General features: G+C 61.7%; 21 protein-coding genes. 17 read left to right on the top strand and 4 right to left on the bottom strand.

Annotated elements, in window-relative coordinates; all coding sequences use genetic code 11:
- Positions 1-41: 41 nt before the first annotated feature.
- The gene (locus F2P44_RS08840; protein WP_167086317.1) at positions 42-1,514 is read right to left on the bottom strand and encodes a family 43 glycosylhydrolase; all 1,473 of its coding nucleotides are present in this window, start codon (positions 1,512-1,514) and stop codon (positions 42-44) included.
- 993 nt (positions 1,515-2,507) lie between these two features.
- Here F2P44_RS08840 and F2P44_RS08845 point away from each other — a divergent pair.
- The 9 genes from F2P44_RS08845 (at position 2,508) to F2P44_RS08885 (ending at position 13,527) form a co-directional block, all read left to right on the top strand.
- Positions 2,508-2,687, top strand: a complete 180-nt coding sequence (locus tag F2P44_RS08845; protein WP_167086318.1) for a hypothetical protein — start codon at positions 2,508-2,510, stop codon at positions 2,685-2,687.
- Positions 2,688-3,177: 490 nt separating this feature from the next.
- Positions 3,178-3,780: a hypothetical protein gene (locus F2P44_RS08850; protein WP_167086319.1), complete on the top strand. Its 603-nt coding sequence runs from the start codon at positions 3,178-3,180 to the stop codon at positions 3,778-3,780.
- The gene (locus F2P44_RS08855) at positions 3,777-5,120 is read left to right on the top strand and encodes a YcaO-like family protein (protein WP_167086320.1); all 1,344 of its coding nucleotides are present in this window, start codon (positions 3,777-3,779) and stop codon (positions 5,118-5,120) included. The genes F2P44_RS08850 and F2P44_RS08855 overlap by 4 nt, the downstream gene beginning before the upstream one ends.
- A 4-nt stretch (positions 5,121-5,124) precedes the next feature.
- Entirely contained in the window at positions 5,125-5,982 is an 858-nt protein-coding gene (locus F2P44_RS08860; protein WP_167086321.1) for a TOMM precursor leader peptide-binding protein, read from the top strand.
- Entirely contained in the window at positions 5,979-6,845 is an 867-nt protein-coding gene (locus tag F2P44_RS08865) for a SagB/ThcOx family dehydrogenase (RefSeq protein WP_167086322.1), read from the top strand. The genes F2P44_RS08860 and F2P44_RS08865 overlap by 4 nt, the downstream gene beginning before the upstream one ends.
- Positions 6,832-7,980 (top strand): M50 family metallopeptidase, encoded by a 1,149-nt coding sequence (locus tag F2P44_RS08870; protein ID WP_167086323.1) that lies wholly within the window; start codon positions 6,832-6,834, stop codon positions 7,978-7,980. The genes F2P44_RS08865 and F2P44_RS08870 overlap by 14 nt, the downstream gene beginning before the upstream one ends.
- A gap of 5 nt (positions 7,981-7,985) precedes the next feature.
- Positions 7,986-10,667, top strand: a complete 2,682-nt coding sequence (locus F2P44_RS08875; RefSeq protein WP_167086324.1) for a lantibiotic dehydratase — start codon at positions 7,986-7,988, stop codon at positions 10,665-10,667.
- Entirely contained in the window at positions 10,664-11,692 is a 1,029-nt protein-coding gene (locus tag F2P44_RS08880; RefSeq protein WP_167086325.1) for a thiopeptide-type bacteriocin biosynthesis protein, read from the top strand. Before F2P44_RS08875 ends, F2P44_RS08880 begins: the two co-directional genes overlap by 4 nt.
- Complete coding sequence (locus tag F2P44_RS08885) at positions 11,689-13,527, top strand: nitroreductase family protein (protein ID WP_167086326.1); 1,839 nt, start codon at positions 11,689-11,691, stop codon at positions 13,525-13,527. The genes F2P44_RS08880 and F2P44_RS08885 overlap by 4 nt, the downstream gene beginning before the upstream one ends.
- Positions 13,528-13,809: 282 nt before the next feature.
- On the opposite strand, the gene F2P44_RS08890 is transcribed toward F2P44_RS08885, so the two are convergent.
- The 3 genes from F2P44_RS08890 to map are packed head-to-tail and all read right to left on the bottom strand — an operon-like array spanning position 13,810 to position 18,030.
- Positions 13,810-14,556, bottom strand: a complete 747-nt coding sequence (locus F2P44_RS08890) for a pseudouridine synthase (RefSeq protein WP_167086327.1) — start codon at positions 14,554-14,556, stop codon at positions 13,810-13,812.
- A gap of 51 nt (positions 14,557-14,607) precedes the next feature.
- The gene (locus tag F2P44_RS08895) at positions 14,608-17,190 is read right to left on the bottom strand and encodes a [protein-PII] uridylyltransferase (RefSeq protein ID WP_167086328.1); all 2,583 of its coding nucleotides are present in this window, start codon (positions 17,188-17,190) and stop codon (positions 14,608-14,610) included.
- 12 nt (positions 17,191-17,202) lie between these two features.
- Positions 17,203-18,030 carry a type I methionyl aminopeptidase gene (gene map, locus F2P44_RS08900; RefSeq protein ID WP_167086329.1) on the bottom strand — a complete coding sequence of 276 codons (828 nt, stop codon included), beginning with the start codon at positions 18,028-18,030 and terminating at the stop codon, positions 17,203-17,205.
- Positions 18,031-18,393: 363 nt separating this feature from the next.
- Here map and rpsB point away from each other — a divergent pair, with 363 nt between their 5' ends.
- The 8 genes from rpsB to rseP all read left to right on the top strand — a co-directional run bounded on the left by rpsB (position 18,394) and on the right by rseP (position 25,823).
- On the top strand, positions 18,394-19,143 hold the full coding sequence (gene rpsB / locus F2P44_RS08905) for a 30S ribosomal protein S2 (protein ID WP_166879227.1): 750 nt from the start codon (positions 18,394-18,396) through the stop codon (positions 19,141-19,143).
- A gap of 95 nt (positions 19,144-19,238) precedes the next feature.
- Entirely contained in the window at positions 19,239-20,147 is a 909-nt protein-coding gene (gene tsf / locus F2P44_RS08910) for a translation elongation factor Ts (RefSeq protein ID WP_167086330.1), read from the top strand.
- A 102-nt stretch (positions 20,148-20,249) separates the two neighbouring features.
- Positions 20,250-20,966 carry a UMP kinase gene (gene pyrH, locus F2P44_RS08915; RefSeq protein WP_054262915.1) on the top strand — a complete coding sequence of 239 codons (717 nt, stop codon included), beginning with the start codon at positions 20,250-20,252 and terminating at the stop codon, positions 20,964-20,966.
- A 27-nt stretch (positions 20,967-20,993) separates the two neighbouring features.
- Positions 20,994-21,554, top strand: coding sequence for a ribosome recycling factor (gene frr / locus F2P44_RS08920; protein ID WP_167086331.1), 561 nt, complete (start codon positions 20,994-20,996; stop codon positions 21,552-21,554).
- Positions 21,555-21,643: 89 nt separating this feature from the next.
- Positions 21,644-22,396: a polyprenyl diphosphate synthase gene (gene uppS, locus F2P44_RS08925; protein WP_167086332.1), complete on the top strand. Its 753-nt coding sequence runs from the start codon at positions 21,644-21,646 to the stop codon at positions 22,394-22,396.
- Entirely contained in the window at positions 22,396-23,229 is an 834-nt protein-coding gene (locus tag F2P44_RS08930) for a phosphatidate cytidylyltransferase (protein WP_167086333.1), read from the top strand. The genes uppS and F2P44_RS08930 overlap by 1 nt, the downstream gene beginning before the upstream one ends.
- A 21-nt stretch (positions 23,230-23,250) precedes the next feature.
- Complete coding sequence (ispC, locus tag F2P44_RS08935) at positions 23,251-24,432, top strand: 1-deoxy-D-xylulose-5-phosphate reductoisomerase (RefSeq protein WP_167086334.1); 1,182 nt, start codon at positions 23,251-23,253, stop codon at positions 24,430-24,432.
- The gene (gene rseP / locus F2P44_RS08940) at positions 24,429-25,823 is read left to right on the top strand and encodes an RIP metalloprotease RseP (protein ID WP_167086335.1); all 1,395 of its coding nucleotides are present in this window, start codon (positions 24,429-24,431) and stop codon (positions 25,821-25,823) included. Before ispC ends, rseP begins: the two co-directional genes overlap by 4 nt.
- Positions 25,824-25,830 lie beyond the last annotated feature (7 nt).

A 25,830-nucleotide genomic window follows, 5' to 3' on the forward strand; every position in this document is an offset into this window, starting at 1 on the left:
TTGCCACCCCTCACTCACACCGCTGAGCTCCGGCCTGCTGTCTAGTTGGCCCGCTCAAGGCGCCAGCGTTGCGGCGCCAGTCCATTGGCAGTCCACTGCTGGATCACGGCGCCGTCGAGCAGGCTGCCATCGCGGTTGTCGAGCATCAGCCCACTGTTGCGGTTGCGCACGCCGACATGCTGGGTCGTGCCCGGCACCAATTGCCACTGCTGGTTGTAGGTCGCCGCGTAAGGATAGGTCTTGAGCGCCACTCCGGGCGCGGTGCTGTGGCCCGCCACGTCGACCACATTGCCGTTGTAGTTCGAGCTGAGCTTGAACCATGCGCCGTCGACCGGGTCGAGCGACCACAACTGGTCGGAATTGTTGAGGTTGGTGAATTGCCAGATGGCGGCGCCGTTGGCTGCGGCGGCGCGGTCAACGCTCATGACCTTGCCGCTGGCCTCGTTGCGCACGCGGTACCAGATCGTGCCGCTTCCTTCACCCGATGGCCGCGTCACGGGCGTGCCGGCAGCGACCGGCGCGCCGATCACCGGAACGTCGCCATTCCAGCTCACCTTCTGGATGCGCGTGGTGCGCGCGTCGCCGCAGCCCTGGCCGTTGGCCGGATTGGCATGGTAGACGATCCAGTCTTCGGTGCCGTCGGGCGACTTGGTAAAGCCGTTGTGGCCGGGGCCGAAGGCGCCGTTGCCCTTTTGTAGGATCGGCGTGGCCGCCTTGCTCCAGTTGGACGGCATGGTCAGGTCCGCGCCCAGGTTGGCGGTCAGCAGGCCGAGCTTGTAATCGTCGGTCCAGCAGCCGCTGGCCGAGATACTCATGTGCACCTTGTTGCCGTGCACGATAAATGCAGGCGCCTCGTTGACCGCCGCGCCGGATTTTTCCCAGGCGAGAGTCGGGGTGGAAATGATCGCGCCCTTGCCGATGAGCGTGGTCGGACTGCTCATGCGTGCGATCTTGATGCGCTGCGGTTGTCCGCCGGAGATGTCCGACCAGGCCATGTAGAGCTGGCCGTTGATGGTGGCCACGGTCTGGTCGATTGCCCAGCTATCCTCGCTGTCGGCCACCTTGACCGGTGCGCTCCAGGTGCCTGTGGTCGGATCGGCGCTGGGGTTGCGGATGGCAAACACGCGGTGCTGGTTGTCGGTGCCGGCTCCCGAAAAATAGATGTACCAGGCGCCGTTGATATGGTTGATCTCGGGCGCCCAGATTTCCTTGCTGGTGCAGTTGTTGCCGCTGCAGGCCGCTGTCTTGACGAACACCGTGACCGGCGTGCGCGCGCCGATGCCGGACAGCGAGGGCGACTTGCGCAATTCCAGCTTGTCCCAACCGGGCGCGGTGGACACGAAGTAGTAATTGCCATCGCTGTGGCGCATGACGTGGGGATCGGCCGAGGAGGTGGTAGCTGGTCCGACCGGATTGATGAAGGTGGTCGAGGCGGCGCTGGCAAAGGCAGGCAGGAACAGGGCGGCGAGGCAGGCGGCGAGCCGGCGCGCCGGGATGACAGGGTGTTTCAACATTGGCAGTCTCCATGGGTGGACCGCCGCCCTGGGGGGCGGACGGTACGGCCATGGTGGGCCACGGCTCGCCAGCGGAGTATGGTCGTCGGTTCAAGGACCGTCCAATCCCAAAGTGGACATCGCGCACGACAAAAAAGTGATCGCAGGTTGTGCTTGTTACCTCGGTTCTCACCGTGCGCTGCTGACAGGCGCGCGGGGCACCTTTATTGATGCGATGCGGACGATAAGCCGACCGGGCCGGGCCCGTCCCGTCAGGCTAGAAAGCGAAGCGCCGGCTCGACAGCTGCTAATGGGACATCCAGAAGCCGTCGCCGTCATCAACGGGGATATTGAGATGGCGATAACAAGCGAATCAAGGAAAATCATGCAGGCCCACCGTATCGGTCGGCTGGAGTCGGGGAGCGGCACTCCGATCGGTTCTGCCGCCGTGGTCGGCGGGGCCGGATCCTTACCGCGGGGCACGTCATCCTCGCAACGACCGCCGACTCGATCAAGTTCGTCCCCGGCTACTCTGCCTCGGAACTCGCCAGCACAAATCAAGATCGCTCAAAAGGGAACTCAGGCGGTCCTCGCCGGGCGGTTCGGACGCAAGCGTCCTATATCGTCGAGCTTACTTCGGGTGAGCATAAAACTCAGTACGGCCCGTTCGGGAGCGACTACGACGTCATGAACGCGGGGGGGGCTAGGCGATGGTGGATCTGATTGCCTTGGCAAGACTCGACATCGACACCACCATTGATGCCAACCCGCCCGACAACGCTTCATCGCACATTTGCTGCAATCTTACCCATTTCTGCGTAAAACAGCACAATCATGCCAAAAGCATAAAAATAATAAAAAACAAATATTTAATGTGGGCATTTTTGCTTAAGATGCATTCCGTCGAGCATTAGTCCATCTGCAAGCACTTTTCCGGTTGAGGTGTGAGCGATGGCTGCGACTTGATGACGTTAGTTGGAATTTTCCTTTACTTAAACTTATAAGAGATAAGCCATGAACAAAGCCATGAACGAAACGATGATTAACTCGATTGAAGCCGAAGAGATCAACGCCGCAGAACTCGACCTTTTCGCTGAAGAAATCGAAGTCCGTGGCAACGCTGTTGCTGTTGCCAGCACTGCCAGCAGCCTCAGCACCGCAGCTTCCATCAGCACCTCGGCCTGCCTCGCCTAAGTGTTAAAAGCGGCGTACCTGCGATCAGGTACGTCGCCAGCATCGAACGCCTGCGCGGGCGGTATGAGCGCAGTCGGGTCTCGCGTCACGACAAGCTTCGGGCTCACGCAAATTCCCGCTCGATGGGGAGATCATTGCGCGCCAACTCGCGCGGCCTGATCTGGTGCACACCAATAAAGCAGCCGAACAAGCTTTGCGTCATTGGCCGTGCGCGCATCATCCGCGTGCCACCGGCAGTGAGGCGGGCCGGACGCATTCGCGCGGCTGACAAACGTGAACGGAACTTGCCGAAAGCAGTCGATTTCCTCGGGGGGCGTCATTGCCGCTTTCCGTAAGAACTTGACCATCGCGTCCTGCCAGGGGATGAACGACGACGTATTTGCAGCATGTCGCCGTACCGAATTCCTTGGAAATTTCTGATCGCTATTTCTGTAAGCGCCCCTCTGGGGCATATCACCCTGGGTTACAACATGTTCGAATTGACATTACGATGCCTTTCCAAGACTTAGATCCGCCCGAATCCCGTTTGCATTGCGACCTCGTTGCTTATAGTCCCGTTTGCGCAGCGCTGGCCGATGATCTGATCTCATGCTGGCCAAATTCACGCACGCCTGCGGCGCTGGAACTGGACGGTGCTGTATTGCCCCAGTGGCTGCATTCGCATGCCGTTCAAGGTTGGGTGCTGCTGCTCACCGCCGAAGCGGCCGATGCGCCGGTCCTGGACTTCAACCGATGGCTCGTGGCTCGCCATGCGCGTACGCTGATTGTTCTCGCTCGGCCCGACAGTCTTTGGGCACTTCGGCGCGACGACGCCCGTGTCTCGCCATGTGTGGCCTGTCTGTGCAGTCAGGGCGAATTCCTGCCGCGACATGCCGCCACTCCCTCGCCCAGCACGCGCGATAGCGCGCAGTCGTTGTCGCACTGGATCGGCGAACAGATGGCGGAGAATCAGGGCGGGGAACATTGCGCCTTGCATCCTGTGCTCGCAGGGCCGGATGCACGTACCTGCCAGATCCTGCAAGACCCACTTTGCCCCGGCTGCTCGATGCATGCAGTGCGGCCCAATCACGTCTACTTTACAGCCGACTCATGAGAAAAAACGGTTATCTTGACGCAGGGGAGTTACTCGAGCGCACCGCGCCACTGGTCGACGCGGAAACCGGGCTGATCGCCCCACCAGCGGAGATTCCGGTCGAGTGCGGCGAGGCCGACATCGTCGTCTATTCGTCGACAGTCTCCTGGCTACCGCACGCTCAAGCGCATATCACGCTCGCCCTGGACAAGTCCCAAAGCCTGGCTGGCTCAGGATCCTCGACGCAACGCAAGTGGGCCAAGGCCAAGGCGATTTGCGAGGCCTTGGAACGTTACTGCAATTGTTCGTTTGACGAGCGGCGCGTCGTCACCGCGACGCGCGACGAACTGGGCGGCGAGGCCCTCGATCTGTGCCGCTTTGCGCACGCGTCGCGCAGCGAATCCAACGATGGCAGCGCACTGCCCCGCAACGACGTGCCTATACGCTGGTTACAAGGCTATTCGCTTACCCATCGTCGCCCCGCGTATGTGCCCTTTGGCGCGGTCTATGTCAGCTCCGCTTACCAGTGGCAGGGTGAGGCGTTTATCCAACCGATCAGTTCCGGCAGTGCGATCGCGGCCAGTTACGAACGTGCTTGCGCCACCGCGATCATGGAGCTGATCGAGCGCGACACGCTCACGCTCACGTGGCTGCATCAACTACCGCTGTCACACATAGACATTGATGAAAGCGCCGGTCCCGAGCTACGTGAACGTCTGGCGCGCGCGCAAGCAAGCGGCATCGAGACCTATTTCTTTGACGCCACGACCGACTTGGGCATGCCCAGCGCCTACTGCCTGCAATGGCAGCCGGAGGGGGAAGTGGCGATGATGGCGATGGCCGCTACGCGCTTTGACATCGAAGACGCGCTCGTGCGCGTCATTGACGAGGCAGCGTCCTCGCGTGCGGCAATCGCGCCACTGTCACGCCGACCCCGCCTCTATAACCCACTTGATTTCCGGACCTTCACGCGTCTGACCGATGGCGCGGTGTACTACGCGGACCCGGCGCATCGCGCGGCCTTCGATTTCCTGCTGCAATCGCCGCACAGGATCGACTTGGCAACGCTCAAGCGGCGCCAGGCAAGCGCGCCAGAAGATGATCATGAGATGCTGGATCGCCTGGTGTCGCGTTTTGCCGAACTCGACTACGAACTATGCGTCGTCGATCAAACCGTCGGGCCGGTCGCCGACTGTGGGCTGTTCGCCGTGCGCGTCGTCGCACCGGATCTGCTCCCGCTCACCGTTAACTACAACCTCAAATTCGGCGCCGCGCCACGTCTCTATGAAGCCCCGAAACGAATGGGCCACCGCGCCAAGTCCTACGCCGAATTCAACCGCTGGCCACAACCCTTTGCATAAGCACATGTTTACAAATACATTCGAGCTTGCAGCATCAAACTGGCATACACTTTATTTGCAGCGCGTCGATGCCCGCCACGCAGACGACGCCCATGTCACCGATCTTGTGCAGCGACGCTTGAGCAAAGCGCGTGTGAGCTTGATCGTCGACAGCGGCATGGCTGTTCCGGTGCTGCACGCGCTCAAGCACCTGCAACTTGGCCATCTCTGCGTCGCACCGCTAGACCCAGGGGCAATGTCGGTACTGGCACATGAACTGCCAGCGGCGACGGCTACGCAGTCGGTCATCGCCAGACCCGTGTTCGATAACAGGACATTTACATTGGGCTTGTATGACATTGATCTCGTTGCGGTCGCGCTGACACGCCCACATCCGCAACAACTTGCCTCCATCAACGCCATTGCAGTGCGACACGGAATTCCCGTCTGCCCGGTACTGCTCGACGGTGCGCGAGTTGAGCTCGGCCCAACCGTCATGCCGGGTGCCAGCGCCTGCCTGGCCTGTGCCGAGGTGCGCAGCGCCGCCAATGCAGCGCACATCGAAGCGTGGGAAGCCGAGCGTCAATTCCATGACCGCAATCCGGGCTTTGAGGCGCCCGGCCGATTCGATAGTCTTGCGCGCGTGGCGGCATCCATGCTGGCGCTTGAAATCAGTGCCTTGATCGGCGGAGCGCGCGCGCCTGCCGCCGTCAATCGCCTCGTCAGCTACGACCTGACGACGTCTTCAAAGTCTCACCCATTCATCCCTTATTACGAATGGTGTCAGGTGTGTCGTCCACCCATGCGGCCAGGCACGCGCAGTACGCATTTCGAGGACTTCTTGCTCAGACGCAAAGTAAAATTAACAAGGAGCACTTCATGAGCCGCCTCGACGCGCGCGAAGGCATAGGTAGTAACCTCAGCCTGCTACTACACCACGCTACGCGCAACGTTCCCGGCGTGCGTGAGTTCCAGGGCGCTCCCTCATGCGCCGAGCCACTCGGCTGGATCAAGGGCGCCTTTCACCCGTCCAAGGCGGGTGCATGCATCGACTTGCTCTCCCATCTCGGTGCATCGGCCAGTTCCGACGAGCCGCCCATTGCCGCCGCGCTGGCGCAGCGCCAAAGTACCCGCTCCTACTCGGAGCGGCCGTTGACTCTGAACGACGTGGCGCGCTTCTTGCACTGGGCCTATCCAGCGCAGGTGCGCACGCCTGGCGATGCGCCATCCGCACAACCGCATCGCACGCTGCAAGCCTGGAATGGCCACGTTACCATGGTGCGCCAAGTCATGCTGGCACTGCGGGTGGATGGCCTAGCGCCTGGGGCCTATCTCGTGGATGAGCAAAATTTGACCTTGGTGCAACTCAATGCCGATGCCACGCGTATTCCGGATCTGCTGGAAACGGCCTGCTTCCAGGCCGAATTCAGAAGCGCGGCTTCCTTGTTCCTGATGGTCGGTTCGCTCGCGGATGCCATCGAACGTTACGGCGACCGTGGCTACCGTTACATGTTGCTCGAAGACGGGGTGCAATTGCAGCGCAATGGCATCGCCTGCGCGGCCCTGGGCTTCGCAGGTAGCATCACCGCCAGCTTCTCTCAGGATAGCTGGGATGGCTGGCTGGGGCTCGATGGCTTCCACGCCAGCGTGCTCAATGGCTATGCTTTGGGACATAGCGAGCGCCCCAAGGCGCTCGCAGCTGCCATGGCACAGGCGAGTCAAAAGGCAGTCCATGCAAGTGAATGAGGAAAGCGCATCGGCGCAGCATCGTCCGCGCGCGCTACCGGGCTTCCTGGCCAGCCCGTACGGCGATCAGTCCCGCTATCTGGTCAAGGACGCCAATCTCACGCACTACATGCTCACCAACGCGCTGGGCGTGCGCGTGCTCGAGTTGGCCAACGGCGAGCGCACCCTGGCCGAGATTGCCACATCGCTCAGCGGCGGCAGCCCGGTCCGGCTCAAGCCCCAACGCCTGACCGCGTTCCTCGATGAAGGTGCGCGACTGTGTCTGATCGATCCCGCCAGTTGGCCAACGCCTGCCACCGGCAAGGCCCAGGGCGAGCCCCAGTCCTTTATCCAGATCGATGCCGCGCTCGCCTGGCTGGACACTTACCGGGTCTGGTGGCTCAACCCGGGCACAAAACTGGCGGCACTGGCGCTCACTGCGGCTGGAATCGTGCAATTGTTTCTTTACCCGCGTGACGGCGGCCTGCTCGCTCCGCTGCAGATGATCACTTTCACACCGGCCGATGCGATGCTGCTCTTGTTGCCGCTCATTGCCATCGTCGAAATTGCGTTGCACGAACTTGCCCATGCCCTTGCATGCCATCTCTATGGCGCACGAACGCGTGGCTTTGCCTTCAAGTTGATGTGGGGCATCGTACCGTCCATCATTACCGATACGCTCGATGCACACAGCATTGCAAACAAATACCAGCGCATGTTCGTGTCCTTTGCCGGACCGATGGTCAACCTCGTGTCATTCGGGATCGTCATGACGCTTTATCATGCGCTTGACCCAACGAGCGTCGCTGCGCGGATGCTGCTGGCTTACTCCGGATTCCAATTGGCGATCATCGCTGTGACGCTGAACCCGTTTCTGCTCAGCATGGACGGGTATTGGATCGCCGCCGATTATCTCGAACAGCCCAATCTGCGCAAGCTCGCCATGGCACACCTTCGGGACGGCTTGAGCCGATTGCCTGGCCTGGGGCGCTGGCGCAAACGCGCCAGCGCCACGCATAGCGCACGGGCAGCTGTCGGCTATGCGCTATACGCTGCGGTGGCCTTATGCTGGACCGGACTCGTCGTCGCATGCTTCGGCTATGAATTAGTGCGCCTCCTGTGGAGCGCGCTCCAACACCTGCCTTGGGGATCTTGAGACGCATGAAACAAGAACAATTTGACACGAGCGGCGCGGGTTCAGGCGGCGCTGTGCGCCTTCCCGCCTGGCAACTCGACGGCCCGGCACTGTTGAGGCTAGCCGCATTCCCGGCCAGCCGCCTGAACACGCTGACCATGCCGCAGAGTGTGGCGTGGCAGCGGCGTCTTGCCGGACAGGAAAACTTGCTTGACGTTGAGCGCAGCTATGTCTGCGAGCGTATCCTCTTCCAGGCGGCCGGCACGTTTGAAGGTAGCAACAAGTCGGCGCTGGTCGCCATCAAGCGCAAGCTCCACAACAGGCTTTCTCTCCAGGCCGGGGATTGGGTCGTGCTGGCCTTGCTGCCAGGCTTGCGCGAGCGCCGCCTGGTGCGGCGCTACACCCACCGCCTTGAGCGCCTTGAACGCTGGAAAAAAGAAGCGAGGCACGTTTTTGCCGCGGAACTGACGCGTCAACGCTGCCGCCTGCAAGATCTGGTCACCAAGCCCGATTTCTTGCTTGGTCTGCAACTACACAATACGAGCCTCGCCGCCCACGCGCGTAAATTGGCATGTGTGGAGCCTGATAACTGGCGCAAGGCCGAGCGCAATACTGAAGCCACGCTGATGCGTTACGTCGCGCGCGCCACCGCCAAGACCAGCCCATTCGGACGCTGGGGCCTGGTGGCCCCGCTGGCCACCGGGACCGCCAAACCGGAACACTGCCCGACGACCGGATTGGTGCTTGATGCGCGGGCCGCGTGCATTGAAGTACGCTCCCGCCTTAATTTGCAACTGTGCGCGCGCATCGCAGCGAGTTTGCAAGCTCGCTACGCGATCACTGATCAACTGCCGCTGACCCCCAACCCAACGCGTTTTCGCGAAGGCCAGGCTATCGGCTTTTTCAGTGCGGCAACGGCGGGCGTGAATATCGCCTATTCCAGACTACGCAGCGGCCCGCTCTCGGCGCCGGTCGAGCAACTGTTGACCTTGCTGGAGAACGCCACCAGGGGGCTGAGCAAGGCGGACTGGATTGACCAGGCACGGCGCCACCCGGAATTAGCTTCCCTGGGAGGCGACAAGGTAAGCTCCCTCATCAGCCAGGTGCACCGCTCTGGCCTGGTGCAAAGCGCCTCACTGTTGCCCAGCGACGCACTGGACGGCTTGTCGACCTTCGCCCGCCGCGCGCACGCGATGCTTGGCACGCAAATACAGCCAGCATGCGACGCGCTGCATGAACTTGAAGCGCTGGGGCAGGAGTACGCCACGCGGGACGTTGCGGGACGTGACGCGGCACGCACCCGCATCGTGCAGTTGTGCGCGGCACTGGGGGTGGACGATATCGACGGCATCGCGCCCGTGATCGAGGACAGTATTGTGCATGGCGTTGAGGCAGACCTGGGTTCGCGCCTCAGGCTCGCGTTGGAACATCAACTTGGCCCCTTGCTGAGCCTTTTCGCCCGACGCGATAGCAACGGCCTGCACCATCGCATGCTGGTCGACATCTTCGTCGCCAGCTACGGGGTAGGCGGACGCTGCGGCAATCCTGCGCATTTTGCCGCCCAAGCGCTGCGCCTGTGCGAACGGCACAGGACCGACGATACGCACATCTTTCCGCGCTTTGCCCAGGCCAGGGCCGCGTACGCCAGCTTTATGCACACGTTCGCGGCGCTTGCCGAATCAAAGCACAGTGAAGTGTCGCTCTGCGAGCAAGACTTGCAACAGCTCGCGCAAACCTGTATGGCCGCCGATCATGCGACCGGGGTGCCGCGCCGCCTTGGCGTGCTGGTGCAAGTCGCTGCGGCGAGTGCGGAGGCGATGGAATGTGGTGAGTTCGATCTGATTATCAATCAAACCTTGCCTGGTTGGGGACGCTTTTATACACGCTATGCTCAGTTGATCGACAATCCTGCCTGGGTCGATGCCCTGCGCGCGGTGCTGCAACGACTGCAATCGGTAAGCGGCAACGAAATACTGGAGCTGCAAACGACGCTGCAGCACAACGCGCATGTGCATCCGGCGCTGACGCCGCGGGCTTTGTCCATGCCGGGTGAATCTTCCGCGCGCGCCGACCTGCTCGCATTGGACGGCTTGACGGTGGAACACGATGCGGCAAGCGATACGCTACGCTTTGCTTACGATGGGCAAGCGGTACTGCCGCTGTACATGGGCTGCCTGCACACGATGTCGCTGCCACCGGTGCAACGTGTCCTGTCCGATGCCGTGGCCCCCTATGCTTATCAAGCGGAGGCGAGTAACCTGGTCGACTTCATCGAGCGTCAAGCCAGGCCGTGCACCTCGACGGTACGTATCTACCCGCGCCTGCGTTACGGGCGCGTGATCCTGCAGCGCAGGTCCTGGGCGGTCGATGTCACGGCACTGCCGGAGCATACTGCGGACGATTACACCTTGTTCAGCGCCTATCAGCACTGGCAAAGCGTACACGGATTGCCTGACCGCGTTTATGTTCGGGTGATCCTGCGCAAACCTGGCGAGCCGGGCCGCATCCGTGATCACAAGCCCGTTTACCTCGAGTTCGCCAACCAGCTGCTGCTGCGCAGCTTTATTGCCGGTCTCGATAGCGCGAGTGTACAAACCTTGATCTTCGAGGAAGCGCTGCCCGACCCCGAGCTTTCCGTCGTCGATCTTGGCCTGGGTGGACCGCACGTCGTCGAGTTGCAGCTAGAGCTGGAGGAAGTGCTGCCATGACGCTGATGCAGGCAGATGCGCTGCAAGCTCCTTCCACGTCCGGTCACGGTGATCCCGGGAACGCGATAGTGCGCCCGCCACAGCGACGCAACGCGGACGATTGGGTCTACGCCCAACTGTTCCTGTCTCCGGAACTGTCATCGAGAGACCTCGTGCCCGCTGCGGACGAGATTCTGTTTGACATTTTGGCGCCGCTGTTTGCCGCGTGGAAGGCCCAGGGGCACACCTGGTTCTTCATCCGTTATCAGGAACACGGATACCACCTGCGGCTACGAGTTCATGCGGAGTCGGCCATGCACCGTGCGCGGATCAAGGTGCGCTTGAGTAGCGCGTTGGCCGCGCCGCTCGCGCGTGGTGCGCAGTTGCGCTTTGCCAAGTACGAACCGGAGATCGACAAGTATTGTGGGCCGCATGGCAATAGCCTCGCCGAGCAACATTTTTGCGCCAGCAGCGTCGTGTCATTGCGCATTTTGGCTGACGACAGCACCCCCCTGACCGAACGCGCTTTGCGCTTGCTGGCAAGCACGCTGGAAACGACAGGCTTGGACGCGGCGCAAAGCATTAGCTGGTGTCGCGCCTATTACGACTACTGGTGGCGAGCATTTGGCCTACCGCCCGCCTACGAACAGAAGGACGAGGCGATGTTCCAACATTCGCGCGGCGCGATTGCCAGTAAGTTCAGTGCGGCTCAACAAGCGGGCACCGATGGTTCGCCAAGAAACATCGCATGGCTGCACGACTGGACTCGCGCTCTCAAGCAAGATATTCACGCTCTGAAAGACCTCGAAGGCGGCCGCGTCCTGGTTGATCCAATCCGCCAACGCGACAGTGCGCACACATGCTACCCCTATCCAGTGACCGATCTGAGCATGCTGCCTAATTTCTGGCACATGCTCTGTAACCGGCTCGGTGTTTCGGTACGCCAGGAAATGCAGCTGGTTTATTGCCTGATGCGCCACCTGACCGTGCAGCACGGTATCGAGCCTACCCCAATGACCATGAGTTTAATTTCCGACAAGACATGACTACAATTATCGATTTCCAGGCGGCGTTGGTGAGCCTATCGGCCGAGCCGTCCGATCCGCAAATGCGGCTTCCGATGCATCCCAAACTGGTAGCAGGTGTTCAGCCAGTCTGGCACAGCCGCGAATGCCTGATCATGGTGGGCGGTCCAACAACGATCACGCTGCGTGGGAAAGCGGTTTCGGTCGTCCTTCCTTCGCTCCTGCCGCTGTTGGACGGCACACGCACGCTGGCGCAGATTGGCGAGCAGATGCGCGGTATCGGCGCACGTGCCGTTCAGCAGGCTTTGATGCTGCTCTTCATGCGTGGCTTGCTGGTGGGAGAACCCGTGCCATGCACCGACCCACTGCAGCTCGAACTCGAACGCGACGCGCGTTGGCGGCGTCTGCTCAATACCTACGAGCGGTATCTGGACGAGACCCGCGTTTGCCAGTCCGCCGGCGCAGTCCTCGCCGCGATGCGGCGTGGCAAGCTTCTCCTGATCAGCGATAGCGGGTACGCCATTACCGTGCTCAAGGCACTAAAGGAGCTCGGGCTCGGTTGCGCAACCCTGCTCACGCCGCACGCCGACTTGGTGGAACAGGCAACGGCCTTGTCCGATGCCAGTTGGGACCTGAAGGTACAGCAGCAGCCTCTCGATGCGCTGCTTGCGGCGAACGATGAACACGATGCAGTGTGCGCCTTCATCAGTGCAGAGCCGGCCGTCGAACGCGCGCTAGCGCTCGGCGATGCGCTGCATGGCCAGCGCCTGCTCTACGCAGTGCTTGGCGAGCGCGAGCTACGCATCGGCCCTTGCGTCGATGTGCCATCCTCGGCTTGCCTGCATTGCGCCAAGGCGAGCGGCACGTTCGAGCGAGGCAACGACAGGCATTACGGGGCGTTGGAACTGGAGTTAGGTGCCGAACGCGTGGCCCATAAGCTCTTGCAGCTCTTCACGCACGTCGTCGCAATCGACAGCATTGAGCGCAGCGAAACACTGGACAGCGATACCTTGGTGTTTACCGCCCAGCCCGTATTTCGCCAATTCGGCTGCTCTCACTGCGCGCCCTTGAGTGCATCGTGGCCTGAGCGTCCCGGTCTGGATTTAGGGGGGGCACGGTTGGCCCCGCTACCCTGGTTTTACCACCGCAGTAGCCAACATGCGGCGTATGCGATGGCGCCCAAGGGGCACCAGGTGCATTACGCGAGCAAGAACAAGCAAGCCAGTGCCGGTGGCTATAAGATCTACCGCTCAAGGCCGAGCACGGCGCTAGCCGAGCTGGATAAGCAATCCCCCCGCTTCGCACAGCTGTCGCAGCTGCTGGGCTCGGCCGTGGGGCGCCGCGTCTGGCAAGCTGGGCCAAACTTGAGCTTCGCGCTGCGCTTGACGCCCAGCGGCGGCAACATGTCCTCGCAGAATGTGTACGTACTATCCTATGAAGAACACACGCGCGGTTGCTATTACTTCAACCCACGCGGATATTGGCAGCGCTTGGCCGATCACGCGCCGGCATTGACGCAGCTCGGTCTGCTTTGTGATGGTGACTTGCAGCCGCGCTTTGCGTTGCTGCTGACCTGTTCGCATGCGCGGCTCGAGTCCAAGTACAATAATGCCGCCTACCGTTATGCCTTTTATGACGCTGGGACGCTTGTCGCAAGCTTGCAAGCCTTGGCACCGCAACATGAATTTATTTGCCATACCAGCGCCCATTTCGACGACGATGCGGTTGCGGCATTGTTTGGCGGTTTGCAAACCAACGAATTCGCCACTGCCGTCGTTGTTCTGACGGACGCCTCTCTGACTGCAATACCGAATCAAGTCAATGCAGACACGAACATGTTCGCCGCCAACGAATAGGATTCATCTGGCCTTCCGGCTGCACTGGACTTGGCGCGGCCTGCTTAGCGGCAGATCAACGCGGTTGGACTGCGCCAGTCGCACGGCCCCCGACGGCAGCCGCGCCGACGCCAGTTTCGTGGCCGGGGTCTTGCTCGACAAGTGCGCGCGCCACCAGCCCTTGATCGCAGATTGTGCTTGTTACGTCGGCTCGCACCATGCCTGCACCCATGGATGCGTGAGCAGTCCGGGGGCGGCATGGCGAAGCAGGGCGATGAACTGGTCGCGAAAGACAATGAGCATTCAGAACTGCTCGTCAGGCCGCAGATAGCGCCATTGCCCGACCGGCAGGTCGCCCAGCTTGACCTTGCCGATACGCACGCGTTTCAGGCCAAGCACTTTCAATCCCACCATATCGCACATGCGGCGGATCTGGCGCTTCTTGCCTTCTCTCAAGGTGAAGCTGAGCTGGTCGTCATTCTGCCAGCGCACCTTGGCCGCCAGCAGCGGCTTGCCGTCCATCCACAAGCCGAAGCACAGCTTCTTCAGGTCCGATTCCGGCAGCTTGCCTTCCTTGGTGTACTGCACGCGCACCAGGTATTCCTTTTCGATGGCGGTATCCTGACCGATCAGGGTTTTCGCCACGCGCCCATCCTGCGTGAGGATCAGCAGCCCGACCGAATCGATGTCGAGCCGTCCGGCCGGCACCAGCGAGCGCAATTGGGTCGGGTGGAAGGTTTCCGGCGACGGGTCGTCGGCCCAGCGGTTCTCGGCCTTGATCAGCGCCACGGCCGGGGTGTAGCCATCTTCGGCCTGGCCGCTGACATAGCCCATCGGTTTGTTGATCAGCACGGTAACGCGCTTGGATTGCTCGGCCGCGGCCTGGCGCTCGACGGTGATTTTCTGGTGCGGCAGCACTTTGCTGCCCAGTTCGGAGATGACCTGGCCATCGACCCGCACCCAGCCGCGGGCGATCCATTCATCGGCTTCGCGGCGCGACGAGAGCCCCAGTTCGGACATGCGTTTGGAGAGGCGTACTAATTCAGTCATGGCTTGCTTTTAAGGTTACTTAAAGGGTTACTGGAAAGGGAAATCTGGATATCACACGCGCAGCGCGTCGAGCAGGTCGGTTTCGAGCTGGATCTGGTTGCGTGCGTTGTTGAGCACGGCGCCGTCGACCAGGAACACGTCTTCCACGCGCTCGCCCAGGGTCATGATCTTGGCCGTGTGCAGGTTGATGCGGTAGCGCGCGAGCACATTGGCGATGGCGTACAGCAGCCCGGTACGGTCGTTGGCGGCAATCGACAGCAGGTAATACTGGCCGCGCTCGTCGGGCCGCAAATCGACCGTCGGCGTGAGCGGGAAGGTGCGCGACAGGCGCGAGAGGCGCCCGCGCGTGGGCGCCGGCAAGGGCGCCTGCGAAGTCAGCAGTTCGCAAATCTCGTGCTCGATCAGGTTGATGATGTCGCGGTAACTCTTGGCGAAGCTCTGCTCGGTCACCATGAAGGTGTCGAGCGCGTAGCCGTGCCGGGTCGTATGGATCTTGGCGTCGAGAATGCTGAAATTCTTGCGGTCGAAATAGCTGCAAATGCGTGCGAACAGGTCGGGCTGGTCCTTGACGTAGACGGCCACCTGCAAGCCTTCGCCAATCGGCGCCAGGCGGCATTTGACGACCGGCGTGACGCTGCCCAGCTTATCCCACAGGCAGCGGGTCTGCCAGGCGATGTCGGAAGCGTCGTGGCGCAAAAAGTAGGCGACGTCGAGCTGCTTCCACAGGTCGACATGGGCGATGTCGGGCAGGCCGTACAGGCGCAGCGTGGCCATCGCTTCTTCCTGGCGGTTTTTCAGTTCGCGGTCGGCCGAATGCGGCTCGCCCCCCAGCACGCGCAGGGTCACGCGGTACAGGTCTTCGAGCAGCTTGGCCTTCCACGCGTTCCACACCTTGGGGCTGGTGCCGCGGATATCGGCAACCGTGAGCAGGTATAGCGCGGTCAGGTGGCGCTCGTCCTTGACCACTTTGGCGAAGCTTTCGATCACGTCCGGGTCCGACAGGTCCTGCTTTTGCGCGACCTGCGACATGGTCAGGTGGTTCTCGACCAGGAAGACCACCAGTTCGGTATCTTCCGAGCCGATGGCGTGCTCTTCGCAGAACTGGGCGGCGTCCACGGTGCCGAGCTTGGAATGGTCGCCGCCACGGCCCTTGGCGATGTCGTGGAACAGCGCGGCCACGTACAGCAGCCAGGACTTGCGGAAGTTGGCGATCAGCTGGCTGCAGAACGGGTATTCGTGCGCGTGCTCGGTCATCGTGAAGCGGCGCATGTTGCGCACCACCATCAGGATATGCTGGTCGACCGTGTACACATGGAACAGGTCGTGCTGCATCTGGCCCACGATGCGGCGGAAGTTGGGCAGGTAGCGTCCCAGGATGCTGGTGTCGTTCATGCGCCGCAGCGCGTGCACCAGGCCCACCGGCGCTTGCAGGATGCGCAGGAAGAGGGCGCGGTTGACCGGATCTTCGCGGAATTTGGTGTCGATCTCGAAGCGCGCGTGCCACAGCGCGCGCATGGTGCGCGCCGTCATGCCCTTGAGGTGAGGGCGCTCGGTCATCAGCACGAACACTTCCAGCACCGTCGACGGTTGCCGGGTGAAGGTGTGGTCGTGCGCGATGTCGATCAGGCCGTTGACATCGTTGAAGCGCTCGTTGATCGCCTCGGCCTCGTTGGCCTCGGGGAATAGCTGCGCTTCGATATTTTGCAGCATGATGGTGTTGAGCTGGGTGACCGTCTTGGCCGCCCAGTAATAGCGCTGCATCAGGTATTCGCTGGCGCGGCGCGCGTTGATGCCTTCGCCGGTGGTTTTCAGGCCGAAGCTTTCCGCGATCGGCGTCTGGACGTCGAACACCAGGCGGTCTTCGCGCCGGTTGGCGTGCAGGTGCAGGCGCACGCGGATATCCTTGAAGGCGCGCTCCTTTTCCATCAGCTGGCGCGCTTCGGTCTGGGTGATCAGGCCGCGCGTGGCCAGCTGGCCCCAGGAATTGGCCAGCCCGGCCGCCTTGGCCACCCACAGGATGACTTGCAGGTCGCGCAGGCCGCCCGGGCTTTCCTTGACGTTCGGTTCCAGCGAGAAGGCCGTGTCTTCGTATTTGGCGTGGCGCAGGCGCATTTCGGCCGCCTTGGCGTGGAAAAACGCGCGCGGGTCGAGCGCACCGAGGTAACGCTCCTGCAATTGCTCGAACAGGTGCGCGTCGCCGCACACCAGGCGCGCCTCTAACAGGCTCGTTTGCACCGTGATGTCGGCCTTCGACTCGCTCATGCACTCGTCGATGGTGCGGATGCTGTGGCCGATTTCCAGGCCCAGGTCCCACAGCATCTGCACCAGCTCTTCCAGCTTGGCCTGGGTGATGGCGTCGGCAGGTTCGCCCAGCAAGATCAGCAGGTCGACATCAGAGTACGGAAACAGTTCGCCGCGCCCGTAGCCGCCCACGCCTACCAGTGCGGTGGAGGCGGGCAGGCCGACCGTTTGCCACGCTTCGGTCAGTACCTCGTCGACGCTGTGGCGCAGGCCGCGCAGCAGCTTTTCGGGCTTGCCGTCGGCACGGAAGGCGGCGATCAGCAGCGTCCGCTCCGCCTTCAGCCTTTGCTTGAGGAGGTCGCGGGACTGCTTCTTGAGCGCGGCGGCGGGCATGGCGGCTTGGCCTCAGGCCGTGACGGCGGCGCTGGCCGGGATGATGAAGGCCGGCGGCGGCGGCGAGCCGGCCGAGACGGTCAGCACTTCGTAGCCGGTGTCGGTGACGAGAATGGTGTGTTCCCACTGGGCGGACGGCTTCTTGTCCTTGGTCTTGATGGTCCAGCCATCGCCCATTTCCTTGATCTCGCGGCGGCCGGCGTTGATCATCGGCTCGATGGTGAAGATCATGCCCGCTTCCAGGCGCTCCAGCGTACCTGGACGGCCGTAGTGCAAGACCTGCGGCTCTTCGTGGAAGACCTTGCCGATGCCGTGGCCGCAAAATTCGCGCACCACGCTGTAGCCGTTCTTTTCGGCGTGCTGCTGGATAACGTGGCCGATGTCGCCCAGGTGCGCGCCCGGCTTGACCTGGGCAATGCCGAGCCACATGCATTCGTAGGTGACTTCGGAGAGGCGCTTGCCCAGAATGGTTGGCTTGCCGACCAGGAACATGCGGCTGTTGTCGCCGTGGTAGCCATCCTTGATGACAGTGATGTCGAGGTTGACCATGTCGCCATCCTTGAGCACCTTGTCGCCCGGGATGCCGTGGCAGATCACGTCGTTGACGGAGGTGCAGATGGCTTTCGGGTAGGGCGTGTAGCCCGGCGGGCAATAGTTGAGCGGGGCGGGGATGGTGCCCTGCACGTTGACCATGTATTCATGGCAAAGACGGTCCAGTTCGCCAGTGGTGACGCCGACCTTGACGAAGGGCGTGATGTAGTCGAGCACTTCGGAGCCGAGGCGGCCGGCGATGCGCATGCCTTCGATGTCGGCGGGAGTTTTGATCGAGATGTTGGACATAGTTAGCAATCGGCAATAAATCGGTAAGAATCAGTAACAGCGGGAGGATGGTGCGAAAACCCGTGCAAATATGGCGACCATTATAAGGGATAACTCCGCGTCGTTCCTGCGAGGCTGCCCGGTTGCGCTCGCCGCCCCACTTGACGTAGCCACCCATCGTTCCCGCCGAGTGCCGCCTTGGCGCGCGAACGACGGGGGACTTGAAGTAATCCCCAAATGCGGTTAGAATCTCGGGTTGCTTGAATTCGCTTTCGGGCAATGTTGTTAAGTAATGCCACAAATCTTGTTAAAATCGCGAATCCGGTCGCAAAGGGTGCCTGTATGGTGACTGACCGGATTCCAGACCCAACCCTGGAGAATTACATGTCCGTAACAATGCGTGAAATGCTGGAAGCCGGTGTCCACTTCGGTCACCAAACCCGTTTTTGGAACCCAAAAATGGCGCCGTTCATTTTCGGCCACCGCAACAAGATTCATATCATCAACTTGGAAAAGACGATGGGTATGTATCAGGAAGCCATGAAAACCATCAAGCAAGTCGCGTCCAACCGCGGCACGATCCTGATGGTCGGCACCAAGCGTCAAGCGCGCGAAATCATCGCCGCTGAAGCTGCACGTGCTGGCGTTCCTTTCGTCGACCAGCGCTGGTTGGGCGGCATGCTGACCAACTTCAAGACCATCAAGACCTCGATCAAGCGCCTGAAAGACATGGAAGCCCAGGTTGAAGACGGTTCGGTTGAGAAGCTGTCGAAAAAAGAAGGCCTGATGTTCCAGCGCGAAATGGTCAAGCTGCAAAAAGCCATCGGCGGTATCAAGGACATGGGCGGCGTTCCTGACGCAATCTTCGTCGTCGACGTCGGCTACCACAAAGGCGCGATCACCGAAGCCGGCAAGCTGGGCATCCCTGTTATCGGCATCGTCGATACCAACCACTCGCCAGAAGGCGTGACCCACGTCATTCCAGGCAACGACGATTCGTCCAAAGCCATCATGCTGTACGCCCGTGGCGTTGCTGATGCGATCCTGGAAGGCCGTGCAAACGCCTCCAACGAAATCGTTGAGCTGGTTAAATCGGCTGGCGACGAGTTCGTCGAAGTCTCCGAGCAGGCTTAATTGCTTCAGGCGCCAGGCGCCGCGGAAATCAAAAGGGGTAGCAGCAGCTCCCCCTTTTTTTTAAACAGAATATGTCACAAATTTAGGAGAAACACATGGCAGCGATTACAGCAGCGATGGTAGGCGAACTGCGCGCGAAAACCGACGCGCCAATGATGCAATGCAAAAAAGCACTGACCGAAGCCGATGGCGACATGGCACGTGCTGAAGAAATCCTGCGCGTCAAACTGGGCACCAAAGCAACCAGCAACGCAACCCGCATCACCGCTGAAGGCGTTGTAGCAACCTTCATCGCTGGCAATGTCGGCGCCCTGGTTGAAGTCAACAGCGAAACCGACTTCGTTGCCAAGAACGATGACTTCCTGGCCCTGGCGAACAACGCCGCGCGCCTGGTTGCCGAAAACAACCCGGCCGACGTCGCCGCCCTGCTGGCCCTGCCACTCGATGGCAAGACCCTGGACGAAGTGCGTATCGCCCTGATCGGCAAGATCGGCGAGAACATGACGATCCGCCGCTTCCAGCGTTTCGACACCACCGGCAAGCTGGCATCGTACCTGCACGGCACCCGTATCGGTGTCGTGGTCGAGTTCGAAGGCGCCGACGAGCAAGTTGGTAAAGACGTGGCCATGCACATTGCTGCAATGAAGCCAGTGTCGCTGTCGTCGGACCAGGTGCCTGCTGAACTGATCGAAAAAGAGCGTTCGGTTGCTGCTCTGAAAGCTCAGGAAGATGCGGACGTCGCGGTTGCCGCCGGCAAGCCAGTGCAGTCGCCGGAAATCCTGGCCAAGCGCCTGGAAGGCTCGATCCAGAAGTATCTGAAAGAAGTGTCGCTGCTGAACCAATCGTTCGTCAAGAACGACAAGCAATCGATCGAACAGATGCTGAAAGAAAAAAACACCACCGTGAAAGCATTCACGATGTATGTTGTTGGTGAAGGCATCGAGAAAAAGCAAGACGATTTCGCTGCCGAGGTTGCGGCGCAAATGGCTGCTAACAAGCAGTAAGTGTGAAAGCGGGCCGGAAGGCCCGTTTTTTTAATCTGCGCACATGAAAGTGTGCGCACGGCAAGACCGAATACAAACCGTCATTTTTTGGAGCCCACCCCCATGTCGAAACCAGCCTACAAACGCGTACTCCTGAAATTGTCTGGCGAAGCACTGATGGGCGATGATCCTTACGGCATCAACCGCGCGACGATCGAGCGCATGGTCGCCGATGTCGCGGAAGTAGCGAACCTGGGCGTGGAACTGGCCGTCGTCATTGGCGGCGGCAACATCTTCCGTGGCGTCGCGCCCGGTGCCCAGGGCATGGACCGCGCCACTGCCGATTACATGGGCATGCTGGCCACCGTGATGAACGCGCTGGCCCTGGCTGACGCCATGCGCCACGTCGGCATCGTCGCCCGCGTCATGTCGGCCATCGCCATCGAGCAGGTGGTCGAGCCTTATGTGCGCCCGAAAGCGCTGCAATACCTGGAAGAGGGCAAGGTCGTCGTGTTCGCCGCCGGCACCGGCAATCCTTTCTTCACCACCGATACCGCCGCCGCCTTGCGCGGTTCGGAAATCAGCGCCGAAATCGTGCTCAAGGCCACCAAGGTCGACGGTGTCTACACCGCCGACCCGAAGAAGGACCCGAACGCCACCCGCTACGAGTCGATTACGTTCGACGAAGCCATTTCCAAGCACTTGCAGGTGATGGATGCGACCGCGTTCGCGCTGTGCCGCGACCAGAAACTGCCGATCAAGGTGTTCTCCATCGTCAAGCCGGGCGCGCTCAAGCGCGTGATCATGGGCGAAGACGAAGGTACACTGGTACACGTTTAATATCATTCAGAGCTACAGGAGAGCAGCATGACTATCGCTGACGTCAAGAAAAACGCGCAAGAGCGCATGAACAAGTCGATCGATACCCTCAAGGCCGACCTGGCCAAGGTCCGCACCGGCCGCGCCCACACCGGCATCCTCGATCACATCATGGTCGATTACTATGGTTCGGCCACCGCGCTGACCCAGATCGCCAACGTGACCCTGATCGACGCCCGCACCATCGGCGTGCAGCCGTGGGAAAAGAAGATGCTGACCACGGTGGAAAAAGCCATTCGCGATGCCGACCTCGGTCTCAATCCTTCGTCGCAGGGCGACATGATCCGCGTGCCGACCCCGCCGCTGACCGAAGAACGCCGCAAGGAAATGGTCAAGCTGGTCAAGGGCGAGGCGGAAGATGCCAAGATCGCGATCCGGAATATCCGCCGCGATGCCAACGAGTCGCTCAAAAAGCTGGTCAAGGACAAGGCTTGCTCGGAAGATGATGAGCGCCGCGCATCCGACGAAATCCAGAAACTGACCGACAAGTTCGTCATTGATGTCGATAAAATGGTTGCTGAAAAAGAAAAAGAAGTCCTGACGGTGTAGAGTAAGAGGACGCGAAGGCAGGGTCTGCCCACGCGGAGGCGGACCCAAGCGTCCGCTTCCCATGCATTTGTTCTAGATAGTCTGGATTTATGATCTATAAAAGTTCGACGACAGCAGTACCCGAAGTAGCCCGCGTGCCGCGCCACGTTGCGATCATCATGGACGGCAACGGCCGCTGGGCCACCAAGCGCTTCTTGCCGCGCGTGGCTGGCCACGTCAAGGGCGTCGAAGCCGTGCGCGGCTGCGTGGAAGCGTGCATCCAGCGCGGCATCGAATACCTCACCCTGTTCGCCTTTTCTTCCGAAAACTGGCGCCGCCCCGAAGAAGAAGTCTCGCTCCTGATGCGCCTGTTCGTCACCGCGCTCGAACGCGAAGTGGCGAAGATGCACGCAAACAATATTCGCCTGAAAGTCGTGGGCGATTTGTCGCGTTTCGATTCCAAGCTGCAAGACATGATTGCCTCGGCCGAGCGCCGCACCGCCAACAATACGCGCCTGACGGTGACCATCTGCGCCAATTACGGCGGCCGCTGGGACATCATGCAGGCCACCAGCAAGATGGTGGCCGCCCATCCCGGCCTGACCAGTTTCAGCGAAGAGCAGCTGGCCACCCACCTGGCCATGGCGTACGCGCCCGAGCCCGACCTGTTCATCCGCACCGGCGGGGAAGAACGCATTTCCAACTTCCTGCTGTGGCAACTGGCCTATTCGGAACTGTATTTCACCGATACCTACTGGCCCGATTTCTCGATCGAGTCCCTGGATGCGGCGATCGCGTCCTATCAAAGCCGCGAGCGCCGCTTCGGGCGCACCGGCGATCAACTGGCTGAAAAGAAAAGCTGATGCTAATTACCCGGATCATCACCGCCGTCGTGTTGCTTGTCGTCTTGCTGGCGGTGCTGTTCGGTGGGTATTACCCCGCCTTCGCCGCAGTGGTGCTGCTATTCCTGACGGCCGCCATCACCGAAAGCTTTCAGCTGTTCAAGTCCTCGCGCAAGCAAGCCTTCCTGGTCGCCCTGTTCTGGAGCGCCGCCTTCGCCTACGCCTTCCTGTACCAGGCCAATAGCGCCGTCAAGTTCTGGTTCGGCTTGTCGACCTTGCTGTGGCTGTTCCGTTTCGTGCCCTCGCTCAAGACCGGCCTGCCGCCGGCCGAAGGCGGGCGCAATACCATCCTCGCCACCATGTATGCGGTCTCGATCGTGGCCTGCTTTGCCGCCATTGTGGTGTTCTTCAACCGTTCGGCGGTGTACCTGCTGTCGGTGCTGGCGCTGGTCTGGATCGCCGACATCGGCGCCTATTTCTCCGGCAAGGCCTTCGGCAAGCGCAAGCTGGCGCCATCGATCTCGCCCGGCAAATCGTGGGAAGGCGCCATCGGCGGCGGCATTGCCGTGCTGCTGATCGCCAGCGCCTCCATCCTGTTCGGCGGCCCGGTACTGGCCGACACCTTCGCCGCCGCACTCCAGGCCAAGCTGGGCTGGGTCGGCGCGCTGGCGGTGCTGGTGGTGATCGTCGCCGCCAGCGTGGTCGGCGACCTGTTCGAATCGCAGCTCAAGCGCCGCGCCGGCGTCAAGGATAGCAGTAATCTGCTGCCCGGCCACGGCGGCGTGCTCGACCGGATCGATGCGCTGATCCCGGTGCTGCCGCTCGCGGCCCTGATCCATACCGGGCTGCTCTGAACGAAGTTTGAAAGCACAACTATGCAACGCATCACCATTCTAGGCGCCACCGGTTCGATCGGCGTGTCCACCCTGGACGTGCTTGCACGCCATCCCGATAAATACCAGGTGTATGCGCTCAGCGCGCATGCCAAGGTGGAAGAGCTGGCCGAGCAGTGCGCGCGCTTCCGTCCGGCGCGCGCCGTGGTCGGCAGCGCCGATGCCGCCGCCCGCCTGGGCGTCCTGCTGCGCGAGCGCGGCCTGGGCACCCAGGTCGAGCACGGCGAAGCGGCGCTCTGTTCGATCGCCGCCAGCGGCGACACCGATACCGTGATGGCCGCCATCGTCGGCGCCGCCGGCCTGGCCCCGACCCTGGCCGCAGCCCGTGCCGGCAAGAAGATCTTGCTTGCGAACAAGGAAGCGCTGGTCATGTCCGGCCAGCTGTTCATGGACGCGGTGCATGAGCACGGCGCCACCTTGCTGCCGATCGATAGCGAGCACAATGCGATTTTCCAGTCGCTGCCGCACGCGTACGCGCGCAAACCCGGCGCGGCCGGCGTGGCCAAGATCCTCCTGACCGCCTCCGGCGGCCCGTTCCTGAACCGCGCGGTCGACACGCTCGAACACGTCACCCCGGACGAAGCCTGCAAGCACCCGAACTGGGTCATGGGGCGCAAGATTTCGGTCGACTCGGCCACCATGATGAACAAGGGCCTGGAAGTGATCGAGGCGCACTGGCTGTTCGGCGCGCCGGCCGCGCTGATCGAGGTGGTGATCCATCCGCAAAGCGTGATCCATTCGATGGTCTCTTACGTGGACGGCTCGGTCATCGCCGAACTGGGCAACCCCGACATGCGCACCCCGATCGCCAACGCCCTCGCATTTCCCGAGCGTATCGAGTCCGGCGTGGCCCAGCTCGACCTGACCAGCATCGGCACCCTGCAATTCCACAAGCCCGATTTGGCGCGCTTTCCCTGCCTGGCGCTGGCCTTCGAGTCGCTTGACGCGGGCGGCACCGCGCCGGCCCTGCTCAATGCGGCCAACGAAGTGGCGGTGCAAGCCTTCCTGGAGCGCCGCATCGGCTTTCGCGACATCGATCGCGTGATCGCGCGCGTCATGCACGAGAACGAACACCACGCGGCGAGCAGCATCGGCGCCGTGATGGAGTGCGATGCGCGCGCCCGCGCCGCCGCCGGCAGCATCGTGGCCGGCCTGGCCAGATGACGTTCCTCACCACCGTCCTGGCGTTCCTGTGTTCGCTGGGACCGCTGATCATCTTTCACGAACTGGGCCACTACACGGTGGCCCGCCTGTGCGGCGTCAAGGTGCTGCGCTTTTCGCTCGGCTTCGGCAAGGTCATCTGGTCGCGCCGTTTCGGCGCCGACCAGACCGAGTGGGTCATTTCCATGCTCCCGCTGGGCGGCTACGTGCGCATGCTCGATGACCGCGACCCCGACACCCGCGCCACCAGCGAAGCCGACCAGGCCCGCGAATACACGCGCAAGAACGTGTGGCAGCGGATCGCCATCGTTGCCGCCGGTCCGCTCGCCAACTTCCTGCTGGCCATCGCCGTATTCGGCGGCCTGTACATGGTCGGCATTGACGAGATCGGTACCCGCGTGCGCGCCATGGCCGAGACCACGCCCGCTTTCCAGGCCGGCTTGCGCGGCGGCGACCGCATCGTCGGCGTCAATGGCGTGCCGGTCACCACCTTTTCCGAACTGCGCTGGGAAGTCCTGAAAGCGGTGCTCGACAAGGGCGGTGTGCGCCTCGACGCGACCGGACCGGGCGGGGCGCGCTACAGCGCCACCCTGGCACCAGCCGCCCTGGCCGGCAAGGATCTCGAACACGACTTGCTCGGCGAGCTAGGCATTTCCATGTTCCGCGCTCCGGTGTCCATCCGCAAGATTCCCGATGCCAGCGGTCCGGCCGGCCGGGCCGGGATGCGCCCGGGCGACCGCGTGCTCAGCGTCGACGGCAAGCCCTTGCCGGACGGCGCCGCGCTGATGGCCCTGATTGCCCAATCCTGCGGACGCACGCTGGAATTCGGGATCGAACGCGATGGCCGTCCCCTGGTCCTGGCGCTCACGCCGGAATTGAATAAAGATACTAATCGCTACCGCATCAATGCCGAATTGCTGTCCTTGTTCGAGATGGTCAAGGTCACGCTCGGCCCGCTCGACGCCGTGGTGGCCGGTGCCAACATGACCTGGCAGCAAAGCGTGATGAGCCTGAAAATGATCGGCAAGATGGTCACCGGGCAGGTGTCGCTCGCCAATCTGACCGGCGTGGTCACGATTGCCGACTACGCAGGCAAGACCGCGCGCATGGGGCCGATTGAATTCTTGAGCTTTATTGCCGTCGTCAGCGTCAGTCTTGGGGTGATGAATCTGTTACCAATTCCGGTTCTGGACGGTGGTCTTTTGCTGTATTATTCGCTGGAAGTTTTGACCGGGCGCCGCCTGCCGGACCGGATAGTCGAGCTGGCGCAGCGCGCCGGCATCGTGTTTTTGGTGATGCTGATGGCGCTGGCGCTCTTCAATGATACGATGCGCCTGCTGCGACCGGCGCCCACGCCTCCCGCAAATACATATGTACGTTGTCCAAACGATTGACCCATTG

Origin of the sequence: Massilia frigida, from assembly GCF_011682175.1 — a bacterium.
Lineage (GTDB): Bacteria > Pseudomonadota > Gammaproteobacteria > Burkholderiales > Burkholderiaceae_D > Telluria_A > Telluria_A frigida.